This window comes from Nocardia sp. NPDC049737, assembly GCF_040674755.1.
In the GTDB taxonomy this organism is placed as follows: domain Bacteria; phylum Actinomycetota; class Actinomycetes; order Mycobacteriales; family Mycobacteriaceae; genus Nocardia.
The window spans coordinates 266533-284539 of record NZ_JBFANH010000006.1; the positions used below are offsets into that span (position 1 = coordinate 266533).

17 protein-coding genes and 2 pseudogenes are annotated in these 18007 nt (G+C 66.0%); 9 read left to right on the forward strand and 10 right to left on the reverse strand.

The genetic code is table 11. The features are described 5' to 3' along the window. Positions 1-2 precede the first annotated feature (2 nt). Positions 3-890 carry an ABC transporter permease gene (locus AB0J47_RS11500; RefSeq protein WP_364343789.1) on the reverse strand — a complete coding sequence of 296 codons (888 nt, stop codon included), beginning with the start codon at positions 888-890 and terminating at the stop codon, positions 3-5. Next, complete coding sequence (locus AB0J47_RS11505) at positions 880-1686, reverse strand: ABC transporter ATP-binding protein (RefSeq protein WP_364343792.1); 807 nt, start codon at positions 1684-1686, stop codon at positions 880-882. Before AB0J47_RS11505 ends, AB0J47_RS11500 begins: the two co-directional genes overlap by 11 nt. Positions 1687-1832: 146 nt before the next feature. On the opposite strand from AB0J47_RS11505, the gene AB0J47_RS11510 reads away from it, so the two are divergent. The 4 genes from AB0J47_RS11510 (at position 1833) to AB0J47_RS11525 (ending at position 5222) form a co-directional block, all read left to right on the forward strand. Beyond that, positions 1833-3533 carry a sensor histidine kinase gene (locus tag AB0J47_RS11510; protein ID WP_364343795.1) on the forward strand — a complete coding sequence of 567 codons (1701 nt, stop codon included), beginning with the start codon at positions 1833-1835 and terminating at the stop codon, positions 3531-3533. Continuing rightward, positions 3515-4186 carry a response regulator gene (locus AB0J47_RS11515; protein WP_364343798.1) on the forward strand — a complete coding sequence of 224 codons (672 nt, stop codon included), beginning with the start codon at positions 3515-3517 and terminating at the stop codon, positions 4184-4186. The genes AB0J47_RS11510 and AB0J47_RS11515 overlap by 19 nt, the downstream gene beginning before the upstream one ends. Positions 4187-4311: 125 nt before the next feature. Then, positions 4312-4851 (forward strand): hypothetical protein, encoded by a 540-nt coding sequence (locus AB0J47_RS11520; RefSeq protein ID WP_364343801.1) that lies wholly within the window; start codon positions 4312-4314, stop codon positions 4849-4851. Positions 4852-5006: 155 nt separating this feature from the next. Then, positions 5007-5222 (forward strand): hypothetical protein, encoded by a 216-nt coding sequence (locus tag AB0J47_RS11525; protein WP_364343804.1) that lies wholly within the window; start codon positions 5007-5009, stop codon positions 5220-5222. 75 nt (positions 5223-5297) lie between these two features. Here the strand turns inward: AB0J47_RS11525 and AB0J47_RS11530 are convergent, their stop codons facing one another. The 3 genes from AB0J47_RS11530 to AB0J47_RS11540 all read right to left on the reverse strand — a co-directional run bounded on the left by AB0J47_RS11530 (position 5298) and on the right by AB0J47_RS11540 (position 7268). After that, a complete protein-coding gene (locus tag AB0J47_RS11530; protein WP_364343807.1) occupies positions 5298-6239 on the reverse strand; it encodes a tellurite resistance/C4-dicarboxylate transporter family protein in 942 nt (313 codons plus the stop codon). A 164-nt stretch (positions 6240-6403) separates the two neighbouring features. Then, the gene (locus AB0J47_RS11535; RefSeq protein ID WP_364343810.1) at positions 6404-6817 is read right to left on the reverse strand and encodes a MarR family transcriptional regulator; all 414 of its coding nucleotides are present in this window, start codon (positions 6815-6817) and stop codon (positions 6404-6406) included. 16 nt (positions 6818-6833) lie between these two features. Then, positions 6834-7268 carry an SRPBCC family protein gene (locus AB0J47_RS11540; protein ID WP_364343813.1) on the reverse strand — a complete coding sequence of 145 codons (435 nt, stop codon included), beginning with the start codon at positions 7266-7268 and terminating at the stop codon, positions 6834-6836. Between the two features lie 91 nt (positions 7269-7359). Here AB0J47_RS11540 and AB0J47_RS11545 point away from each other — a divergent pair, with 91 nt between their 5' ends. Continuing rightward, positions 7360-8406 (forward strand): Gfo/Idh/MocA family oxidoreductase, encoded by a 1047-nt coding sequence (locus tag AB0J47_RS11545; RefSeq protein ID WP_364343816.1) that lies wholly within the window; start codon positions 7360-7362, stop codon positions 8404-8406. A 51-nt stretch (positions 8407-8457) separates the two neighbouring features. After that, on the forward strand, positions 8458-9258 hold the full coding sequence (locus AB0J47_RS11550; protein WP_364343819.1) for a M50 family metallopeptidase: 801 nt from the start codon (positions 8458-8460) through the stop codon (positions 9256-9258). A gap of 17 nt (positions 9259-9275) precedes the next feature. Here the strand turns inward: AB0J47_RS11550 and AB0J47_RS11555 are convergent. Beyond that, positions 9276-9935, reverse strand: a pseudogene (locus AB0J47_RS11555) (phosphatase PAP2 family protein); the annotation flags it as partial. Positions 9936-9963: 28 nt separating this feature from the next. Between AB0J47_RS11555 and AB0J47_RS11560 the strand changes: the two are divergent. Next, positions 9964-10185 carry a hypothetical protein gene (locus tag AB0J47_RS11560; protein WP_364343822.1) on the forward strand — a complete coding sequence of 74 codons (222 nt, stop codon included), beginning with the start codon at positions 9964-9966 and terminating at the stop codon, positions 10183-10185. A 1-nt stretch (position 10186) separates the two neighbouring features. Here the strand turns inward: AB0J47_RS11560 and AB0J47_RS11565 are convergent, their stop codons facing one another. Both AB0J47_RS11565 and AB0J47_RS11570 read right to left on the reverse strand, forming a co-directional pair. Beyond that, the gene (locus AB0J47_RS11565) at positions 10187-10663 is read right to left on the reverse strand and encodes a gluconokinase (protein ID WP_364343861.1); all 477 of its coding nucleotides are present in this window, start codon (positions 10661-10663) and stop codon (positions 10187-10189) included. 124 nt (positions 10664-10787) lie between these two features. Further along, entirely contained in the window at positions 10788-11300 is a 513-nt protein-coding gene (locus tag AB0J47_RS11570) for an RDD family protein (RefSeq protein ID WP_364343825.1), read from the reverse strand. Positions 11301-11575: 275 nt separating this feature from the next. Between AB0J47_RS11570 and AB0J47_RS11575 the strand changes: the two genes are divergently transcribed. Beyond that, positions 11576-12736: a serine hydrolase domain-containing protein gene (locus AB0J47_RS11575; protein ID WP_364343828.1), complete on the forward strand. Its 1161-nt coding sequence runs from the start codon at positions 11576-11578 to the stop codon at positions 12734-12736. Here AB0J47_RS11575 and AB0J47_RS11580 read toward each other — a convergent pair. Continuing rightward, the gene (locus tag AB0J47_RS11580) at positions 12718-16662 is read right to left on the reverse strand and encodes a hypothetical protein (protein ID WP_364343831.1); all 3945 of its coding nucleotides are present in this window, start codon (positions 16660-16662) and stop codon (positions 12718-12720) included. The genes AB0J47_RS11575 and AB0J47_RS11580 overlap by 19 nt on opposite strands. 67 nt (positions 16663-16729) lie before the next feature. On the opposite strand from AB0J47_RS11580, the gene AB0J47_RS11585 reads away from it, so the two are divergent. Next, entirely contained in the window at positions 16730-17650 is a 921-nt protein-coding gene (locus tag AB0J47_RS11585; RefSeq protein WP_364343834.1) for an LLM class F420-dependent oxidoreductase, read from the forward strand. Here AB0J47_RS11585 and AB0J47_RS11590 read toward each other — a convergent pair. Continuing rightward, positions 17639-18007 (reverse strand): annotated as a pseudogene (locus AB0J47_RS11590) (DNA-directed RNA polymerase subunit beta); the annotation flags it as partial. The gene AB0J47_RS11585 and the pseudogene AB0J47_RS11590 overlap by 12 nt on opposite strands.

The following is an 18007-nucleotide window of genomic DNA, read 5'->3' on the forward strand; positions in this document are numbered from 1 at the left end:
GATCAGATCCCGTGGCTCGAAGTGGCCTGCGACGGACGCCATTTCAGCAATCGGCCCTCCGCCGCACTGATCGCCCATTCGGCAAGCAGAGCGATGACGGTGATGATGATCATGCCCGCGTAGATACCGGCCGAATCGAAGGTGCCCTGGGCATTGCTGATCAGCAGACCCAAGCCCTTACTGGCACCGGCATATTCACCGACGACCGCGCCGATCAGCGCGAAACCGAAGGCGGTGTGCAGGCTGGACAGGATCCAGGTGGTCGCGCTCGGCAGCACGATCGAGCTCAGCACCTGACGCTTGCTCGCACCGAGGATGCGAGCGTTATTGATGACATTGCCGTCGACCTCACGCGCACCGGTGAAGGCATTGAAGAATACGGCGAAGAACACCAGCACCACGACCGTCGCGACCTTCGAGCTGAGCCCGAGACCGAACCAGATGATGAACAGCGATGCCAGCACGATTCGCGGAACGGCGTTGAGCGCCTTGATGAACGGCGCGAGCACCTCGGCCCAGTACCGGCTGCGGCCGAGCAGCGTGCCGAGAACGACACCGGCCACCGCGCCGATCACGAAGCCGAGCACCGCTTCCTGCACGGTGGTGTACATCTGCAGCCAGATTGATCCGAACTGCGTTCCCTCGGTGAACCATTCGACCAGCCGGTCCCAGATCAGCGAGGGCTTGGAGTAGAAGAAGGGGTCGATCCACAGCGTGGCGGTGAGCTCCCACGCGCCCAGCCACACCGCGATCAGCGCTATCCGCAGACCCCAGGTGCGCAGCCGGTTGCGGCGCAGGTTGGTCCGCACGCGTGCGAGAATCTGCTCCTCGGTTTCGATTTCGACCTCGGGCGCGGACTTCGCCGCATCTTCGAGCACGTTATGCGACACGGGAGGCTCCCTTGCCTCGGGCTGCCTCGACCTGATCGCGCAGCGTTTCCCATATTTCCTTGTAGATATCCCGGAATTCGTTGGTGAGCCGGACCTCCTCGACATCGCGCGGACGCTCGAGCGAGACCGGGAAGTTGCCGCAAACCGTGGCCGGGCTGGCGGTCATGACGACGACCCGGTCGGCGAGCACGATGGCCTCTTCCAGATCGTGGGTCACGAAGATAACGGCCGCGCCGGTGCCCGCCCACACGCGCAGCAACTCGTCCTGCATCAGCTGCCTGGTCTGCACGTCCAGCGCGCTGAACGGCTCGTCCATCAGCAGAATCTCGGGATCATTGACCAGAGTTTGCGCCAGTGCGACGCGCTTGCGCATACCGCCGGAGAGCTGATGCGGATAGTAGCTCTCGAATCCGGCGAGACCGACCTTGTGCACCCAGCCGCGGGCCTGTTCGCGTGCTTCGGCCTTGGACTTGCCGCGCAGGCGCGGGCCGAGCGCGACGTTATCGATGACGCTCTTCCACGGCAGCACCGCGTCCTGCTGGAACATGTAGCCGATGCCGTCGGGGATGCCGTGGACATCCTTGCCGCGCACCAGCGTCCGCCCGGCCGAGGCCGGCTCCAGCCCGGAGACCAACGACAACGTCGTCGACTTTCCGCAGCCCGTCGGGCCGACCACGGCGACGAATTCGCCGGGTCGCACCGCGAGGTCGAGATTGCGGACGGCAGTGTGGATTCCGCCGCCGGTGCCGGGGAAGCGCTTCGTCGCGCTCCGCAGCTCGATGAGTGGTTCGGTCATTTTTCTTGCTCCTAGCGGATCAGGTAGAGCGAACCTACGTGGGCCCGGTCACACTTCGAGGCTTGTGCGCACAACCGGCGCAAACGACCGATTCGAAGGTTGTGCGCATTCTGCTCACGCCCGTCTGCGTGGTTTATGCTGCGGAAATGGCCAACGACGGCAGAGCACAACGGCGCGCGACCGGACACTTCCGGTTGCGTACCCAGGTGCTGCTGCTGCAGATCGTGATCGTCTCGGTGACCCTCGGCGCCGCCTTCGCGGTATTCGGCTACGTCAGCGGCCAACGACTCAACGACCAGTACGGGCAGCGCGCACTGGCTATAGCGCGCAGCATCGCGGCCGAACCAGTGGTGCGCGAGGAGGTCACACGGTACGCGCCCGGCACGGTGACACCCGAGCTGCGGGCGGAGCTCACCGCGGGACCGCTGGAGCGGATAGCCATCGATACGACGCAGCGCACGGGCGCACTGTTCGTGGTGATCACCGACGATGCCGGAATCCGGTTGGCGCATCCGGACCAGACACGACTCACCGAACATGTGAGCACGGATCCGTCGGAGGCGCTGGCGGGCCGAGAGGTGATCGTCAAGGAGCGCGGCACGCTCGGACCATCGGTACGTGCGAAAGTCCCTGTGATGGAGGCTGACTCGGATCGCATTGTCGGCGCGGTGAGCGTCGGTATCCCGACCACCGCGATTCGCGAGCAGTTACTCTCCGATCTGCGTGCCGCGGCGCTGTTCATCGCCGCGGCGCTGCTGATCGGCATCGCGGGTTCGGCATTGCTGGCGCGGCGCTGGCGCGGATTGACGCTCGGACTCGAGCCTGCCGAACTGGCCGAACTGGTCCAAGGTCAGGCGGCGGTGCTACACGGCATCGGCCGTGGTGTGCTTGCCGTCGATTCCGCTTGGCGCACAACATTTGTCAATGACGAGGCGCGGCGGCTGCTCGGGATCAGCGCCGAGATCGGCAGGCCGGTCGACGAGATCGGTTTGACGCCACGGGTGCTGGAGGTCTTCCGCGCGCTCGACGAACAACCGACACCGGCCACCATCGGCTCGCATATCGTGGTGGTCGCGGCCCGGCCGGTTACCCGTGACGGACGCGATCTCGGTGCCGTGCTCACCGTGCGCGATCGCACCGATGTCGAGGCGTTGACCCGCCAACTCGACGCCGTGCAATCGATGAGCACCGTACTGCGCGCCCAGCGTCACGAGTTCTCCAACAAGATGCACCTGCTCAGCGGACTGCTGCACGGCGGCCGCACGGGGGAAGCCTCGCATGTCATCGATGAGCTGATCGGTGCCGGTCCACTCGGCGCGGCAACACCCGGCATCGATGCGATTCACGACGCGTATCTGCAGGCCTTCCTGGCGGCCAAGGCGGCGCATTCGCGCGAGAGCGGTGTCGAACTGGTACTCGGCCCGAATACCTGGGTGGACGGCAATCTCGCCGAACCCGTCGATGTCACCACGGTGCTCGGCAATCTGCTCGACAATGCGATCGAGGCGGCGCGGATCGCCGACAATCCCACCAAGCAGGTGGAAGTCGAACTGGTGCAGGAGGATTCGTCGCTGCACATCGCGGTCGCGGACAGCGGTGACGGTGTCGCGCCCGAAATGATCGACACCCTGTTCACCGAGGGCACCTCCACCCGCGAGGATCGCGGTGTGCCGGGCGGGCGCGGCGTCGGCCTCGCGCTGATCCGCCAGATCGCCCGCGCGCACGGCGGCGATGTCCGGCTCGCCAGTGCGCGTGGCGGTGCGCCGCCGCTCACCGGTGCCGAATTCATTGCCCGAATCCCCGGAGTACTCGTAGACAGCGAAATGCCATGGCCGCAACAGATCTGACCGTGCTGGTGGTGGACGACGACTTCCGCGTGGCCAATCTGCACGCCGGAATCGTCGAATCCATAGCGGGTTTCACCGTAGCGGGCACCCCGAATACGCTGGCTGGCGCGCGGGAACTCAACGCCGCCAATGCGATCGATCTGGCGCTGGTCGATGTGTATCTGCCCGATGGTTCTGGCATCGATCTCGTGCGCGAATTGCACTGCGACGCCATGGTATTGACCGCAGCCACCGAAAGCGCCACCGTTCGAGCCGCATTCGCCGCCGGCGCACTCGCATATTTGGTGAAACCCTTCCCACACACCATGCTCGCGGCCCGCCTGGCCGGATACGCCCGCTATCGCCGCACCCTCGCCGCACCCCAGATCGATAACGCTGCCATCGAGGCCGCACTACAGGCGCTGCGCCCGACCTCGACGCCCGCCGCGGCCACCGTCATCGCCTCCCCTACCAAAGATCTTGTCCTGCACACCATCCTCGAGGCCACCACACCCCTGTCCGCCGCCGAGGTGGCCACCGCCATCGGCATCTCCCGCGCCACCGCCCAGCGCTACCTCGCCGCCCTGGTCGCCACGGGCACTGTCCAGATGCGTCTGCGCTACGGCACCACCGGCCGCCCCGAACAAGAGTACACCGCCGTACCGCGCCGCTGAATACCCCTGTCGGTCTCGACCGAAATCGGAGACATTAGCATTAGGCGTGCCTAACCTTAACCAGGTTGGGCGAGTTGTGTGAGTGAGGATCGACAAATGCATGGCCGCGACTTGGAGCGGCGCCGATGACGGCGCTGGTAGGCGGGGTACATACCCGGCACGGTTTCGCGATCCGGACGGTCGCCACCTGCGCCGCGCTGGTGACGGCGATCTGGCTGTCGACCCAATTGCACTGCACGCCGGCGCTGCACCATGCGGCGCTGCTCATCCACCTGGCATCGCTGGTCCTCGGCTTCGGTGCGGTGTTGGCGGTGGACTATTTCGCCGTAGCCTGGGTGCTGCGCCGCACACCCCTGCGCGAAATGCTGACCGTCGCCGATCGCCTCCAACTGCCCATCTGGCTTGGCGTCATCGGTCTGGTCGCCAGCGGTGTACTCCTGGAACCGAATATCGCCAACCACGCCACCCAGACCAAAATGGCACTCGTCGTCGCCCTGACCCTGAACGGCCTACAAGCATCCCACTTCACCGACCGGGTCGCGGCCCGCGGCGGAATCCTCGACCGACCACTGATCGCCCGCGGCGCGATAACCCTGCTCATCTCCCAGGCCTGCTGGTGGGGTGCGCTCTGGATCGGCTTCTGGAACACCACCAACCGCGCGTGATCCTCGGTTCGTACCGCTGAGCGCCACGCTCGCACCGACGCCGATGATCATCAATCCGCCGGTGGTGCCGACGGATTCGAGGCGGCGCGTGACCGGACGAACCACGCCCGCGCGGCACCCGCGATCATGGCCCACATGCCGCCGGAAATATTTGGATGCCGAGCGCGATCGCCCCGAGCGTCAGCAACTGCAATGGCTATGCGCCGGTGGCCGGGTCGGCGAACTGCGGTAGGACGGCGGCGAAGAACACGATGGTCTTCGGATTCGTCGCGCCGACGACCACACCCGCCTACCGCTTCGACACGGCCGAGCGCCCGCGCCGCAGACGACGCCGCGAGGCGGAACTCATCGGTCCCGTGGGATATCGGTAGACCGCAGCCGGTATTGAGACGGGTGCGCTATTGCTGCCGATCCGCGTGCTGGAGGCAGAGCGAATCCGATGCCGATTACACGGAGCGACCGGATTCGAAAGTCGTTCGGTCCGCGAGCAATACGGCAAAGGTGAGCGCCCACGCACCCATGGCAAGCACGAGCAGTAATTCGCCGAGCGTGCGCAGTGCGGGCAGGTCGGTGGCCGCACCGGTGGCCAGCGTCGCGACCGCGGTCATGCCGAGCGGGAAAACCCTGGCCCAGCGCCGGATGTCGTATTCGGGTCGCGGACGGATCACCTCCGCGACCATCAGGATCGCGTAGCCGAACAGGTTGATGCCGAGGACGGTCAGCGCGACCACATCGAGCAGCCGATGCGCTGTGCCGGTCCACCGATATGCGCCGGCGAGTTCGGCGGCGGCCAGCGTCGAAATCGCGAGCGCACCGGTGGCGACCCATTGGTCGCCCGCACCGATCCACACGTGCCGAATATCGAAATGGACCAATGCCGCTACATAGAGCAGCACACCGACACAGAACAACGCCAACGCCAACCAAGCGAGCCAATTACCGACACCGGCCAGCGCCAGTGTCCCCGCCAGCACCGCGAGGCCCTCGGTAGAAACACAAACCAGGAATGCCGCGCCCGGCATCCGCCGATTCCGATGCCGCAGCACCGCGAGCAATAATCCCGGCCAGATCGCGGCGGCCAGCACCAATAATGCGAAGGCCGCAATCTGCCAGCCCGATAGCGATAACCGCGTCCCGATTACCGTCGTCGCCGCGACCCCGGTCAATGCGGGCAGAGTATCGGTCTCGGCCTCCCACTGCGAACGATGCCACAGCAGCCGCTTGCCGAAATCGATCGGGACCAACACCCATACCGCGGCCGCGAGCGCGAATATCAGCCATGAGACGACCTCTAATCCGGTGAGGTGCAGCCCCACCGAAATGATTGCGGTCGCCATGACGAATGATCCCGCCACCGGGGGTAGCTCCTGCCACCATCGCTGTGCCACTCGGATATCACATCTCGAAACGCGATCTTGGTCAAGCAACTCGGTAGCAAAGCGATTTCGGCGAGGCGGCCGCGGAATGCTGCGCAATTGAGTTTTGATGGAGCCGGTTAGTCGCGCACACCGTCCGAAGATAGGTGGCAGGACTCATGACTGAACCGGATACTTCAATTCGCAATACGTTGCGCAGCGATCAATTTGAGGCGGTCACGGAGGGCGTCGCTGTCCGGACCGAAGATTTGGTCGTCGATGTCTACGACTACGCGGATGGCGCGACGGGCGAGGGCACGGCCGTCGGGGGTGACTTCGATGCGGAGGATGCGGGCGTCGTGGGGATCGGGGTGGCGGGTGAGCAGGGTGCGGTCTTCCAGGACGCGGATTACGCGGGAGCCCATCATGCGGTCGGCGCCCGCCATGTCGACCACCTGTTGTTGGGTTGGGCGTTCGCCCTGTCTACCGAGCCAGCCGGCGGAGGCGAGCAGGTTGAATTGGGTGAGGGTGAGGCCTAGGGGGCGCAGGTTGCGTTCGACGGTGGCTCGCCATTCCAGCGCGGCGTGATGCAGCCAGAACCCTGGACTCATCAGTGGGCCTTGTGGTTCAGCCATGTTCGCCCTCGAGTCGTCGCGCCTCGAGTTCCAGCGCCGCGAAGGTCGACTGCATATCGGTGCGAATGCCGCGCTCCCAGATCAGCCGGAAGATCGGCCGAAACGGGCCGTGCACCTCCATCCGCTTCGCGACGCGCACGGTTGCGTCGCCGAGCGGTTCGTAGGTGTAGTGACCGCGGATCTTGCCGAACGGAATCCCAGCCTCACTGGTCCACGAACGCCCCGAATCGACGGCTGTGATGGTGAACGGACCAGCCGGTGCGCCTTTCGGTTTCACCCATCCGGTGGTTCCCGGCGCGAACGGTCCGTCGATCCGAGCCTTCTCCTCATGCGGATCCCAGGACGGCCAATTGGCCACATCGGTGGCGGCCCGCCAGATCTCCTCGATCTCGCCGGAGATAACGGCTTCTTCATGGATCACATACATCGGACAACTCCCTGATCAGGACAATTCGTTGTTGCGACAACAGTATCTGTTGTCGCAACAACAAGTCAAGCGGTCCGGTAGCGTCGCAACGATGAGCCTGCAGGTCGCCATAGTCGGGTACGGACTGGCCGGGTCGGTATTCCATGCACCCCTGATCGCCGCGCAGCCGAGGATGCGGGTGGCGGCAGTGGTCACGGGGTCGCCTGAGCGAGCGGAGCAGGCGCGGCGCGAGCACCCGGGGGTGCGGGTGCTGGCGAGCGCCGACGAGTTGTTCACCGATATGGCGGGTATCGATCTCGTGGTTATCGCAACGCCGAATCGAACGCATGCGCCACTGGCTCGACAGGCTTTGGACGCCGGGCTGCCGGTGGTCGTCGACAAACCGTTCGCGGTGAATGTGGTCGAGGGCGAGGATCTGATCGCGCGGGCCGAGCGCGCCGGTCTGGCGCTGTCGGTATTCCAGAACCGGCGCTGGGACGGCGATTTCCTGACCGTGCGCCAGCTGATCGCGGATGGGCGGCTCGGCGAAGTGCGCCGTTTCGAGTCCAGGTTCGAGCGCTGGCGTCCGGTGCCGAAGGGCGGCTGGCGCGAAGTCGGTTCCGCCGACGACGGCGCCGGACTGCTATTCGACCTCGGCAGTCACCTGATCGACCAGGCGGTGACGCTGTTCGGTCCCGTGCGCTCGGTCTACGGCGAACTGGACCGGCGGCGGCCGAATATCCAGACCGATGACGACGCCTTCGTCGCACTCACCCACAGCTCGGGTGTCCGATCGCACCTCTGGATGAGTGCGGTAACTCCGCAGCTAGGGCCCCGCTTCAGGGTGCTCGGTTCCGAAGCCGGTTACCTCACTTACGGATTGGATCCGCAGGAGGCGGCACTGCGGTCGGGCCACCGCCCTGGGGACGGCCCTTGGGGCACAGTCGAACCCGAGCGGTGGGGAAAGGTGGGCGCGGAACCCACCGTCGAACCGGTCCCCACGATCGCGGGCGACTACCCCGCGTTCTACGACGCCATGGCCGCCGCACTCCTCGACGGCGCACCCGTTCCGGTCGACCCACACGACGCCGTCACGACCTTGCGATTGCTCGACGCCGCCCGCAGATCGGCGGATCTCGGAGAGCTCGTCACCACCTGACCGGCTCGCAACGACTCAGCGAAGCTCGCCGCAGCCGGATAAGGTGCGGCGGTGCAAACAGCGGAATTCGTCGAGCGCGGCGCCTCCATCGCGGACCGGCTCACCACAACCCAGGCCGCGCCACCATGGTGGTTGGTCCTCGCAACCGCCGTCGCGGCCCTGATTCTGGTCGGATACAGCCCGCTGTGGCGGATAACCCGCAATGTGGTCACCATCGCGCACGAGGGCGGCCATGCGCTCACCGCGCTGCTGACCGGCCGCAGGCTCAACAGCATCACACTGCACTCCGACACCTCCGGCCTAACAGTATCGAGCGGAAAACCCTACGGCCTCGGCATGATTCTGACCGCGATGGCGGGCTATCCGTCGCCACCGCTGCTCGGTCTCGGTTTCGCCGCCCTCCTCGGCGCCAACCGGATCACCCTCATGCTCTGGACCGCGATCGCCCTGCTCGCCGCCGTCCTGATCAAGGTGCGCAACATATACGGGCTGCTGACGGTATTCGGCTTGGGCGCCATCGTCTTCGCGGTGTCCTGGTTCGGGACCGATACGGTGCAGGCCGGTTTCGCATATCTCGGCGCGTGGTTCCTACTGCTCGCGGGCACCCGGCCGGTGATCGAATTGCAGCGTGGGCGGGTTCGTCGCTGGAATATGCCGCGGGGCGCGGATTCCGATGCCGATCAGCTCGCCCGGCTCACTCACATCCCCGCGCTGCTGTGGGTATTCGTCTTCGGTGCGATCGCGGTGGCCGCGCTGGTCGGCGGGGCGCTGCTGCTGTCGGAGGCCGCGGGTGTCTGCATTCCCAATGTCTCCGGCGCAGAGTGCACCACACCGGCCCTGCCCACCAGATAAGTCCGGTACGCCGCCAGACACAGCGCAAGCCACAGCGCGCCGATACTCCAGCCGCCGAGCACATCGGTCGGCCAGTGCACGCCCAGATACCAGCGGGAAAGGCCAACGGCCACAACGAATACGGCCGCGACGGTCACGACGATGCGGCGGGCGGCCGGGCGGTGCGATCGCGAAATCACCACCGCGGCAAGGAGTCCGATCACCACGATCGATCCGAGACTGTGACCGGACGGAAACGCCTGATTGGTCTCGGTGACCAGACGATCCGCCTCGGGCGGGCGAGTGCGTCCGACGAGATGTTTGCCGACCACGACGAGCACGCCCGCACCCACGGTGGCGACGCCGGCCAGTACGGCCTCCGGCCACCGCCGACGCCAGGCCAGCACGAGACATAGGACCACCGCCAACCCGGTCATCGCCAGCGTGCCACCCAAGTCGCTGACCCTGATCGCGACCGGCGTCAGCAGCCCGTCACGCCGCTGGACCACCCAATCGGTCCCCGGCTGATCGATCGCGGTGATCCCGTCGTGCCCGAGCACGCTGCCGGTAATGGCGAAGACCATCGTGGTCAGCACCACGATGCTCCAAACCGGTAGCGGACGACTTGTCATACCTCCACCATGCCAGATTCGCAGCTGTGAGATTGCTGAGTGTCCGGCCGAGTATCTACCGGACATACCGATCCGATGTCGTAGGGTGTTGGCCGTGAATCGATGGCCGGACCACGCCAGCACCGGACCGGACGAGCACTCGCCAGTGGCGGAGTTGGCTCGCGCCCTGATCGACGCGATATGCGATACCGTCGCGGGCTGGCTGCATCCGTTCGCGGGTGCGGCGACCGTACCGCTGCTGCTGCTCACCCCACTGCTCATTCTCGGCGTGGCCTGGCTGGCGACCCGAGTCGTGCGTCGACGCACGAATACCTGAGTCAGCTCGACTGCCAGGCGGTTACCGCCTCGCGAACGAGTTCGGCAGGATCCTGCGTCGCATCCACCGTGATGCCGAATTCATCGGAAGCCAACGGCTGCAAGGCGGCGAGCTGCGAATCGAGCAACGTCGCCGGCATGAAATGACCACGGCGAGTCTGCATCCGGCGGGCCAGTTCCGCGCGCGATGCGGACAGATGGACGAAGAACGCCTCGGGTGCGGCAGCACGCAGCCGATCGCGGTAGCCGCGCTGGAGCGCGGAGCAGCTGACCACCCCGCCGCGCTCGCGCCGCTCTCCAAGCCACGCCGCCACGATATCGAGCCACGGCGCGCGATCCGCATCCGTCAGTGGCACACCGGCCGCCATCTTCTCGATATTCGAAGCCGGATGGAAATCGTCGCCCTCGGCGTATTCGACCTGCAGCGTGTCGGCAAGCAGCGCACCGACCGTGGACTTTCCAGATCCGGAGACGCCCATTACGACCACGATCGGCCGATCTGGCCCGGCCGTCACCCGGCCACCATCCCTCGTCGAATCGCTGCGCGATGCTCGTGTCATACGAGACCTCCACTCACCACGCCGACCCTATCGGTAGCCCGCGCTACGACGCCGCGAGGACGAAAGTCTCGGCAACCTTGTCATGCCAGCCCTGCCGAGCGACATGATCGAAATAGGGCGACACCGCACAGACCACCCCCCAGATACCGCACAGAACGCTCGGCAGCACGAGAGTCGCCCAGCGCATCAAGGCCGCCGCCGCGCCGATACCTTCTCCCGGCGCGTCGGCGGTTTCGATCCGCACGACCCGAATGCCGAGCGCCTTCTTCCCGAAGGTCGCGCCCTGTGTCGCGGTCAAGCCGACTTCGTAGGCGATGCAGGCGAGCAAGCCGAGTACGACAACCAGCAGCGTGGTCCCCCCGCCGAATCCGGGATCAGTATCGACGGGGAATTCACTCGACGAGTCGGTGCTCACGACCACGACGGCGGCGACAATACCGATCGGTATGCCGACGATGACGGTATCGATGAGCCGCGCGCACAGCCGGGTCCGCATACCCGCGAGCCGATACCGACCGGAGGGGATGGTGAGGTAGTCGGTACTGGGCGTGCTCAAGATTCCCCTCCGTGTGTGATTGCCGACGGCCGCGGGAACAGGAGTCGACCCGCCGAGCTCCCCTCCACATGGCCCGGCCGGCGTGATTCCTGTTCCCGCTCGACGACCGGACGTTATGCGGCGGCGCGAGCACACAGCTAACCGATCGGCATGCCGAGTGGCGCATCTGCGCAGTTCACGGGGCACTCACCGGAATTCCGGACCGGAATACCTTTATGTCGGCGCGGTTGCGGTAGCTTGATGCTCGCAACGCCGCGCATGCCGCAGGAGGGGGAATGACTGCCATCAGGGGGATGGTTGCCGCTGTGCTCGTTGTGTTGGCGATGCCCAGCGTCGCGCGGGCTGAAGAACCGGTCGATATCTTGCAGGCGGGTGCCGACGCCGGTGTCGCGAGCGGTTATCCGGGCGTCATCGGTCTGGTCCGGAACGGATCCGAAACGCGCTACGTGCACGCGGGCTACGGCGAGATTTCCAACCGCACCCCCGCCGACCCGAAGGCGCGGTTGCGCATCGGCAGCTTCACGAAGGCGTTCGTGGCAGTGGTACTGCTGCAACTGGAAGCCGAACATCGACTGTCCCTCGACGACCCCATCGACCGCTGGATTCCCGGCACGGTGCCCGACAGTGCCGGTATCACCGTCCGCCAGTTACTCAATCACACCTCCGGCCTGCCGGAATACACCGACGATCCGAGGATCTCGCTGCCCTATATCGCTGGGGTCGAGAGATGGCCTGCGTGGTCACCCCAGGTGGAAGTCGATATCGCGCTGCAGCGGGGTCGGACCGGAGCGCCCGGCGTGGGGTTCTCCTACGCCAATACCAACTATGTCCTCGCGAGCATGGTGATCACGGCGGTAACCGGTCGACATTCGGCCGACGAAGTGCACGGACGCATCATCGAACCGCTACAACTACGCGACACCACCTACCCGGTCACCGACCCGAACCCGCACGGCAACTGGCTGCACGGCTACACCTGGCAACGGGATATCTCGGTCGCCGATCCACAGATCTACGGCGCGGCGGGCGCGATGATCTCCACCCTGGACGACTTCGCCACCTTCACCCGCGCCCTGTTCTCCGGCCGACTGCTGCCACCCGCGCAACAGACCGAGCTCACCACCACCGTGCCGACACCCGATGCGGGCAGCGGCTACGGACTCGGTGTCCTGCATGCGCAGGCGCCATGCGGTCCGGTCTGGACCTACCTCGGCCGGACGCTCGGCTACGACAATCGGCTCGTCGCCAGCCCGGACGGCGGCCGCATCGTGCTGCTCACCGGCAACGAATTCCACTACCTCGCCGACAACGCCTCCGCCGCAAGGTTTCTCGACGATGCCGCGACGCGAACCTTTTGCGCGCTGTATTCACCCACCCCGCCGCCTCCGCAAGCTCCGTCGGCTGCCACCCCCTCTGATCAGCAGGGCGGACGATAGGCCATCCGCGGCAGATGGGCCTGCCATACCTCGCGGGTCAATACCGCGCGACCGACATCGCAGATGCGCGCTATGGCGTGTTGCGGATCCAGATCCCACATGCTCAGCACGCCATTGCCGGTGCCGACCAGATATCGCCCCGCCGGATCGAAGGCCAGCTGCCAGCTCGTGGTGCTCGGCACAGTGATCGAATGGCCGAGCGGTTTCGGATGCGCACGGTCGGTGAAATCCCAGATACGAACCGTCGAATCCGCGCTCGAGGTCGCCATCGTCGCGCTGTCGGGACTGAAGTCGACGGACAGGATATTCAAACCGTGTGTCGCGATCGGCTCGCCCAGTTTGCGCACCGCGGCGGGATCGGAGATATCCCAAGTTTGCAGGGTGTCGGCCGCGAGACTGACCAGAGTCTTATTGTCCGGCGTGATACCGATCCAGCCGAACGGTTTGGTCGGCTCGCTCGGAATCTCGCTCACCACACGGGGTTCGGCCGGATTCGACATGTCCCAGAGTCGGATGACGTATCGATCCTGACCGGTGTCCGTCCGATCCGAGGACATGGTGGCCATCAGCTCGTCGCCGGAGCTGAACATGGCGAATGCGCCCCCGCTCCCGGTGGCCAGCGGCATCCGGCGACCGAGCGGCACCGGATGGGCACGGTCGGCCAAATCCCATACCTGGAACGACCAGGCCGCATCGTCGGCAATGGTCCACAGATAACGACCGCCCGGACTGAACATGGCGGCGAAGACGCCGGGCAGTTCCGCGACCGTGTGCGCGTGCGCGGGATCGCTCACATCGTGCAGCAGCACGCGTGGTGGCGATCCGACCGTCGAGGCGGCCATGTGCCCGTCTCGGCTCAGCGCTGCTCCCGCCGCGTACTGCACGGTGGGGCCGGGCCCGATGTCGGCGAGTTTGCGCAAGTCGGCGCGATCGTGCACATCCCACAGTGCGGCTCGGCCGTTGATCGCACCGGTCACCATGGTGCCCTCGGTGCTGAATGCGGGCGAAACCGGCAACCAACCGAGTCGCCCGGGGAGCACAGCGGGCGCCAGCGACCAGAGCCGAACCATCCCGAGGGCGCCCCCGGCCGCGACGGTATGCCCGTCCGGAGCGAAGGCCAGCGAGTTCTGCGCGTCCTGACAGACCAGGATGGTACCGACCTCGGGACACGGTGACGACGATGCCAGCAGCGGTTCGCCGAGCGGCCTCGGATCGGCGCGGTCAGCGATATTCCACACCGTGACACCGTTGCGGTTGCCTGCGGCGAGGACGTCACTGTCCGGGCCGAACGCGAGCGAGCGCACCGCCGAATCGGCAGTCGCGAGTAGCGAACTGCGGAAGACGGGCCGGACCGGATCGGCGATATCCCACAGTCCGACGGTGGCATCGCCGGTATTCTGCGCCCACGGCGAATCACCCCCACTGCCGACGGCCAGCGTCACACCGTCCGGGGCGATCGCCACCGCCTGCACCGGCCGCGCCGGAATCGGAATCGGCGCGCCCAACGGCGCAGGAGCATCCCCGATGGTCCAGAGTTGGATCGCATCGTCGTATCCGATGGCGAGCCATGATCCCTTGGGGTGGAACGACATTGATCGGATCGGTTGCGGAATCGGCAGCGGGGCACCGATTTTCGTCGGTGCGGCAGGGTTCTGCAGATTCCACAGCGTCACAGTGCGATTGTTGTCGGCCGCCGCGAGCACCCGACCGCTCGGACCGAAGGACACCCGGAACACACCCCCGGCGATCGGGGCCGCTGCCGGGGCCGGATGTCGTGGATCCTCGACATTCCACAGCCGTAATGCCCCGCCGCAGGCCGCCGCGAGAAGTTTCCCGTCGGGGCTGAACGTCACCGAAGTCGCCGCGGCTGCACAGTTCAGCGGCGTGCCCAGGGGCTGCGCACGCGCACGATCGGCGAGATCCCACAACCGGACCGTGTGGTCCTCACCCGCCGAGGCGAGCAGCGCACCGCCCGGTTGATATGCGACCTGGTCGACCGCGCCGACATGGCCGGACAGCGCAGTGGCCATCGGTAGATTCTGAGTGCTCAGCAATCGCGAATTCACGTCCGGGTCATCGGGTTCGAGGCGATGGGCGACCAAGGCGAGTTGGGCCGACAGGGTGGGATCGGTGGTGCGCAGGCTCTCGGATTCGGCGAGCACCGCCGACAGCAGGGCATTGTCGCGCTGTTCGTCCTTCAACCGGACCTGGCCGTAGGCGGCGATGCCGAGGACCAGCACACCGACGCCGAGCAGGGCGAGCACCGCACGGGTCGCGGCGGCCCAGCGTCGTGATTTGGTTCGAGAACTCTGTGCCGCGGTGAGGAATCCGGTCACCGCTTCGGTGGCCGGATGCCGGTCGGCAGCTTCTTTCGCGGTCGCAAGCCGGGTGCCGCGGTAGAGCAGGGCGGGATCATTGCCCGAGGAGGACCAGTCCGCCGCATCGGCTTCCAACCGTTGGCGCACCAGATAGCCGACGCGGTCCTCCTCGATCCAGGCCCGCAGTCGGGGCCAGGCGCGCAGCACGATTTCGTGGGTGAAGTAGGCGCTGTCGGCATCGGAGGTCACCAGCCTGGCGCGAAGCAGAGTTTCCAGCACCGCATCGGCGGCCTCGGAATCCACTGCACGGGTGATCAATTCGGCGCGGGCGGCGCGCCGCCTGGTGTCGTGACCGTCCGGACCGACGCTGACCAGGCTCAGCAGCAGCGGTTCGGCCTCGATCCGCTGGGTGACGGTGAGTCCGTCCCAGGCCTGTTCGGCCGTCGCCGCGACCGAACCCGTGACCCCGCCCGCCTTGCGATAGCCGGCAACCGTCAGGCGTAGTCGTTCCCGATGTTCCCAGGTCGCCACCATGACATGGGAGAGCAGTGGCAATGCGCCGGGATCGTAGCTGCGCCGGTTCTGGTGATCGCCGAGGCCGCAGAGTTCGGTGACCACCAATTCGACCAAGCCTGCTTCGAGTTCGAGTCCCGCCGCCGAGGCCGGTCCGGTGATGGCCTCGGATAGCTCGCTCAGCCGCATCGGGCCGAGTACATAACCCCGGTTGTTCAGTACGTCTTCGAGAATCGGATAGTCGAGGCAGGGTGCGTAGAAGTCGGCGCGGACAGCCAATACTACGGTACCCCAACGGTTTTCGTGAGGTGTAGCCAGATCCGCCAGCGCAGTGAGGAAATCCTCGCGCTCTTGCTCGTCCTGGCAGGCGGTGAACAATTCCTCGAACTGGTCCACGATCAACAATCCGTATTTGCCGATCGCCCAGTCGGCGGGAACCGCTTCGGCCAGCGCAGTCCGTGGTTGCGCGCCGGGAGTGACAGTCGTTATCTGCCAATCTTTTTCGATCTTCCGGACCGCCGGGATCAAACCCGCGTGCAGCAGCGAGGATTTACCCGCACCCGAAGCGCCGACCAGGGCGACCATGCCGCCCCCGGCGGCGTCGAGCGTGCTCAGCACCAGTTCGGTGAAGTTGGTGGTGGCGCGGGTGCGTCCGAAAAACCATGCGGCATCGTCGGATTGATACGACGTCAATCCCCGATAGGGGCAAACGGCGGTGGCCGGATCGTTGTCGGGTTTCCATGTGACGGCCGCCTGCCACAGCCGCCGCCATTCCTGTAGATCCACCAGTTCGCGCTGCACGGGCGCGGCCGACTTCTTGGCCAGATCGGTCAAGGTCAGCAGAATCGGCAGCAGCGTTTCGAATTGCGCCGGGACATTACGGCCGGAGCGCCAGTCGCTGATCCGCTGCAGCGATGCGGTACCGCCCTTGGCCGGTCCGCGGGTAGCCTTCATCCGCGCCTCCGCCGCAGCGGCAACCTGGCGCAGTTTCGGATTGCCCGCAGCCTCGAACAGACTCATCAGACGTTGGGCGAATACCGATCTCGGCGAAACACCCCTGCGTAGATCGGATTCCGATTCGACCGCGCCAACCACCGGCCAATGATAAGCGGCGGTGAATCAGACCCGACCCCCAAGATCAATTTCGGGCACCATGGTCGGCATGGATCTACGCATCTTCACCGAACCGCAGCAGGGTGCGAGCTACGACATGCTGCTCACCGTCGCCAAAGCCACCGAGGATCTGGGTTTCGACGCGTTCTTCCGCTCCGACCACTATCTGGCCATGGGCGGCATCGATGGCGTGCCCGGTCCGACCGATGCCTGGATCACGCTGGCCGGGCTGGCCAGGGAGACCAAGCGCATCCGGCTCGGCACCCTGGTGACGGCCGCCACCTTCCGACTGCCCGGACCGCTGGCCATCCAGGTCGCCCAGGTGGACCAGATGTCCGGCGGCCGGGTCGAGTTCGGACTGGGCAGCGGCTGGTTCGCCGAGGAACATGCCGCCTACGGAATCCCGTTCCCGCAGGACAAGTTCACCCGGTTCGAGGAGCAGCTGGCGATCATCACCGGCCTGTGGGCAACCAAGCTCGGCGATAAGTTCACCTTCGACGGTGCGCATTACGCGATCACGGACTCCCCCGCCCTGCCGAAGCCGGTGCAAAATCCGGTGCCGGTGCTGATCGGCGGGCACGGTGCGAAGCGCACCCCGCGCCTAGCCGCCACATACGCGACCGAATTCAATATGCCTTTCGCCTCGCTCGAGGACAGTGCCCGTCAATTCGACCGCGTGCGCGCCGCCGCGCAGGCTCGCGGCCGCCGCCCCGACGATCTGATCTACTCCAATGCCCTGGTGGCCTGTGTAGGCGCCTCCGATGCCGAGGTGGCGCGCCGGGCCGCCGCCATCGGCCGTGAGGTCGAGGAACTGAAGACCAACGGGCTCGCGGGCTCCCCTGCCGAAGTCGTCGACAAGATCGCCCGCTATGCCGAAATCGGCGCTACCCGTCTCTATCTCCAGATCCTCGATCTCGACGATCTCGCGCACCTGGAACTCATTGCGGCCCAGGTGATGTCACAGCTGTAGATCGTCCACGGTGGCGGATTCGTTGCGGGACAGGTTGATGCCCAGATTCGCCGCTGCCCGATCGATATCGTCCTCGTCGGCGCTGCCCATTTCGATGGCGGCGCCGTCGGAGGACAGTACCTCGACGTTGAGGCACAGCGACTGGAGCTCCTTGAGGAGCACCTTGAACGACTCCGGAATGCCCGGCTCCGGAATGTTCTCGCCCTTGACGATCGCCTCGTACACCTTGACCCGGCCCGCGATATCGTCGGATTTGATGGTGAGCAGCTCCTGCAGCGTGTAGGCGGCGCCGTAGGCCTGCATGGCCCAGCACTCCATCTCACCGAAGCGCTGACCACCGAACTGCGCCTTACCACC

What these genes read in the sequence shown, in the direction of transcription:
- AB0J47_RS11505 (WP_364343792.1), bottom strand. Translation starts at nt 1,686, where the DNA reads ATGACCGAACCACTCATCGAGCTGCGGAGCGCGACGAAGCGCTTCCCC.
- AB0J47_RS11510 (WP_364343795.1), top strand. Translation starts at nt 1,833, where the DNA reads ATGGCCAACGACGGCAGAGCACAACGGCGCGCGACCGGACACTTCCGG.
- AB0J47_RS11515 (WP_364343798.1), top strand. Translation starts at nt 3,515, where the DNA reads ATGGCCGCAACAGATCTGACCGTGCTGGTGGTGGACGACGACTTCCGC.
- AB0J47_RS11520 (WP_364343801.1), top strand. Translation starts at nt 4,312, where the DNA reads ATGACGGCGCTGGTAGGCGGGGTACATACCCGGCACGGTTTCGCGATC.
- AB0J47_RS11525 (WP_364343804.1), top strand. Translation starts at nt 5,007, where the DNA reads ATGCCGAGCGCGATCGCCCCGAGCGTCAGCAACTGCAATGGCTATGCG.
- AB0J47_RS11535 (WP_364343810.1), bottom strand. Translation starts at nt 6,817, where the DNA reads ATGAGTCCAGGGTTCTGGCTGCATCACGCCGCGCTGGAATGGCGAGCC.
- AB0J47_RS11540 (WP_364343813.1), bottom strand. Translation starts at nt 7,268, where the DNA reads ATGTATGTGATCCATGAAGAAGCCGTTATCTCCGGCGAGATCGAGGAG.
- AB0J47_RS11545 (WP_364343816.1), top strand. Translation starts at nt 7,360, where the DNA reads ATGAGCCTGCAGGTCGCCATAGTCGGGTACGGACTGGCCGGGTCGGTA.
- AB0J47_RS11565 (WP_364343861.1), bottom strand. Translation starts at nt 10,663, where the DNA reads ATGGGCGTCTCCGGATCTGGAAAGTCCACGGTCGGTGCGCTGCTTGCC.
- AB0J47_RS11575 (WP_364343828.1), top strand. Translation starts at nt 11,576, where the DNA reads ATGACTGCCATCAGGGGGATGGTTGCCGCTGTGCTCGTTGTGTTGGCG.
- AB0J47_RS11585 (WP_364343834.1), top strand. Translation starts at nt 16,730, where the DNA reads ATGGATCTACGCATCTTCACCGAACCGCAGCAGGGTGCGAGCTACGAC.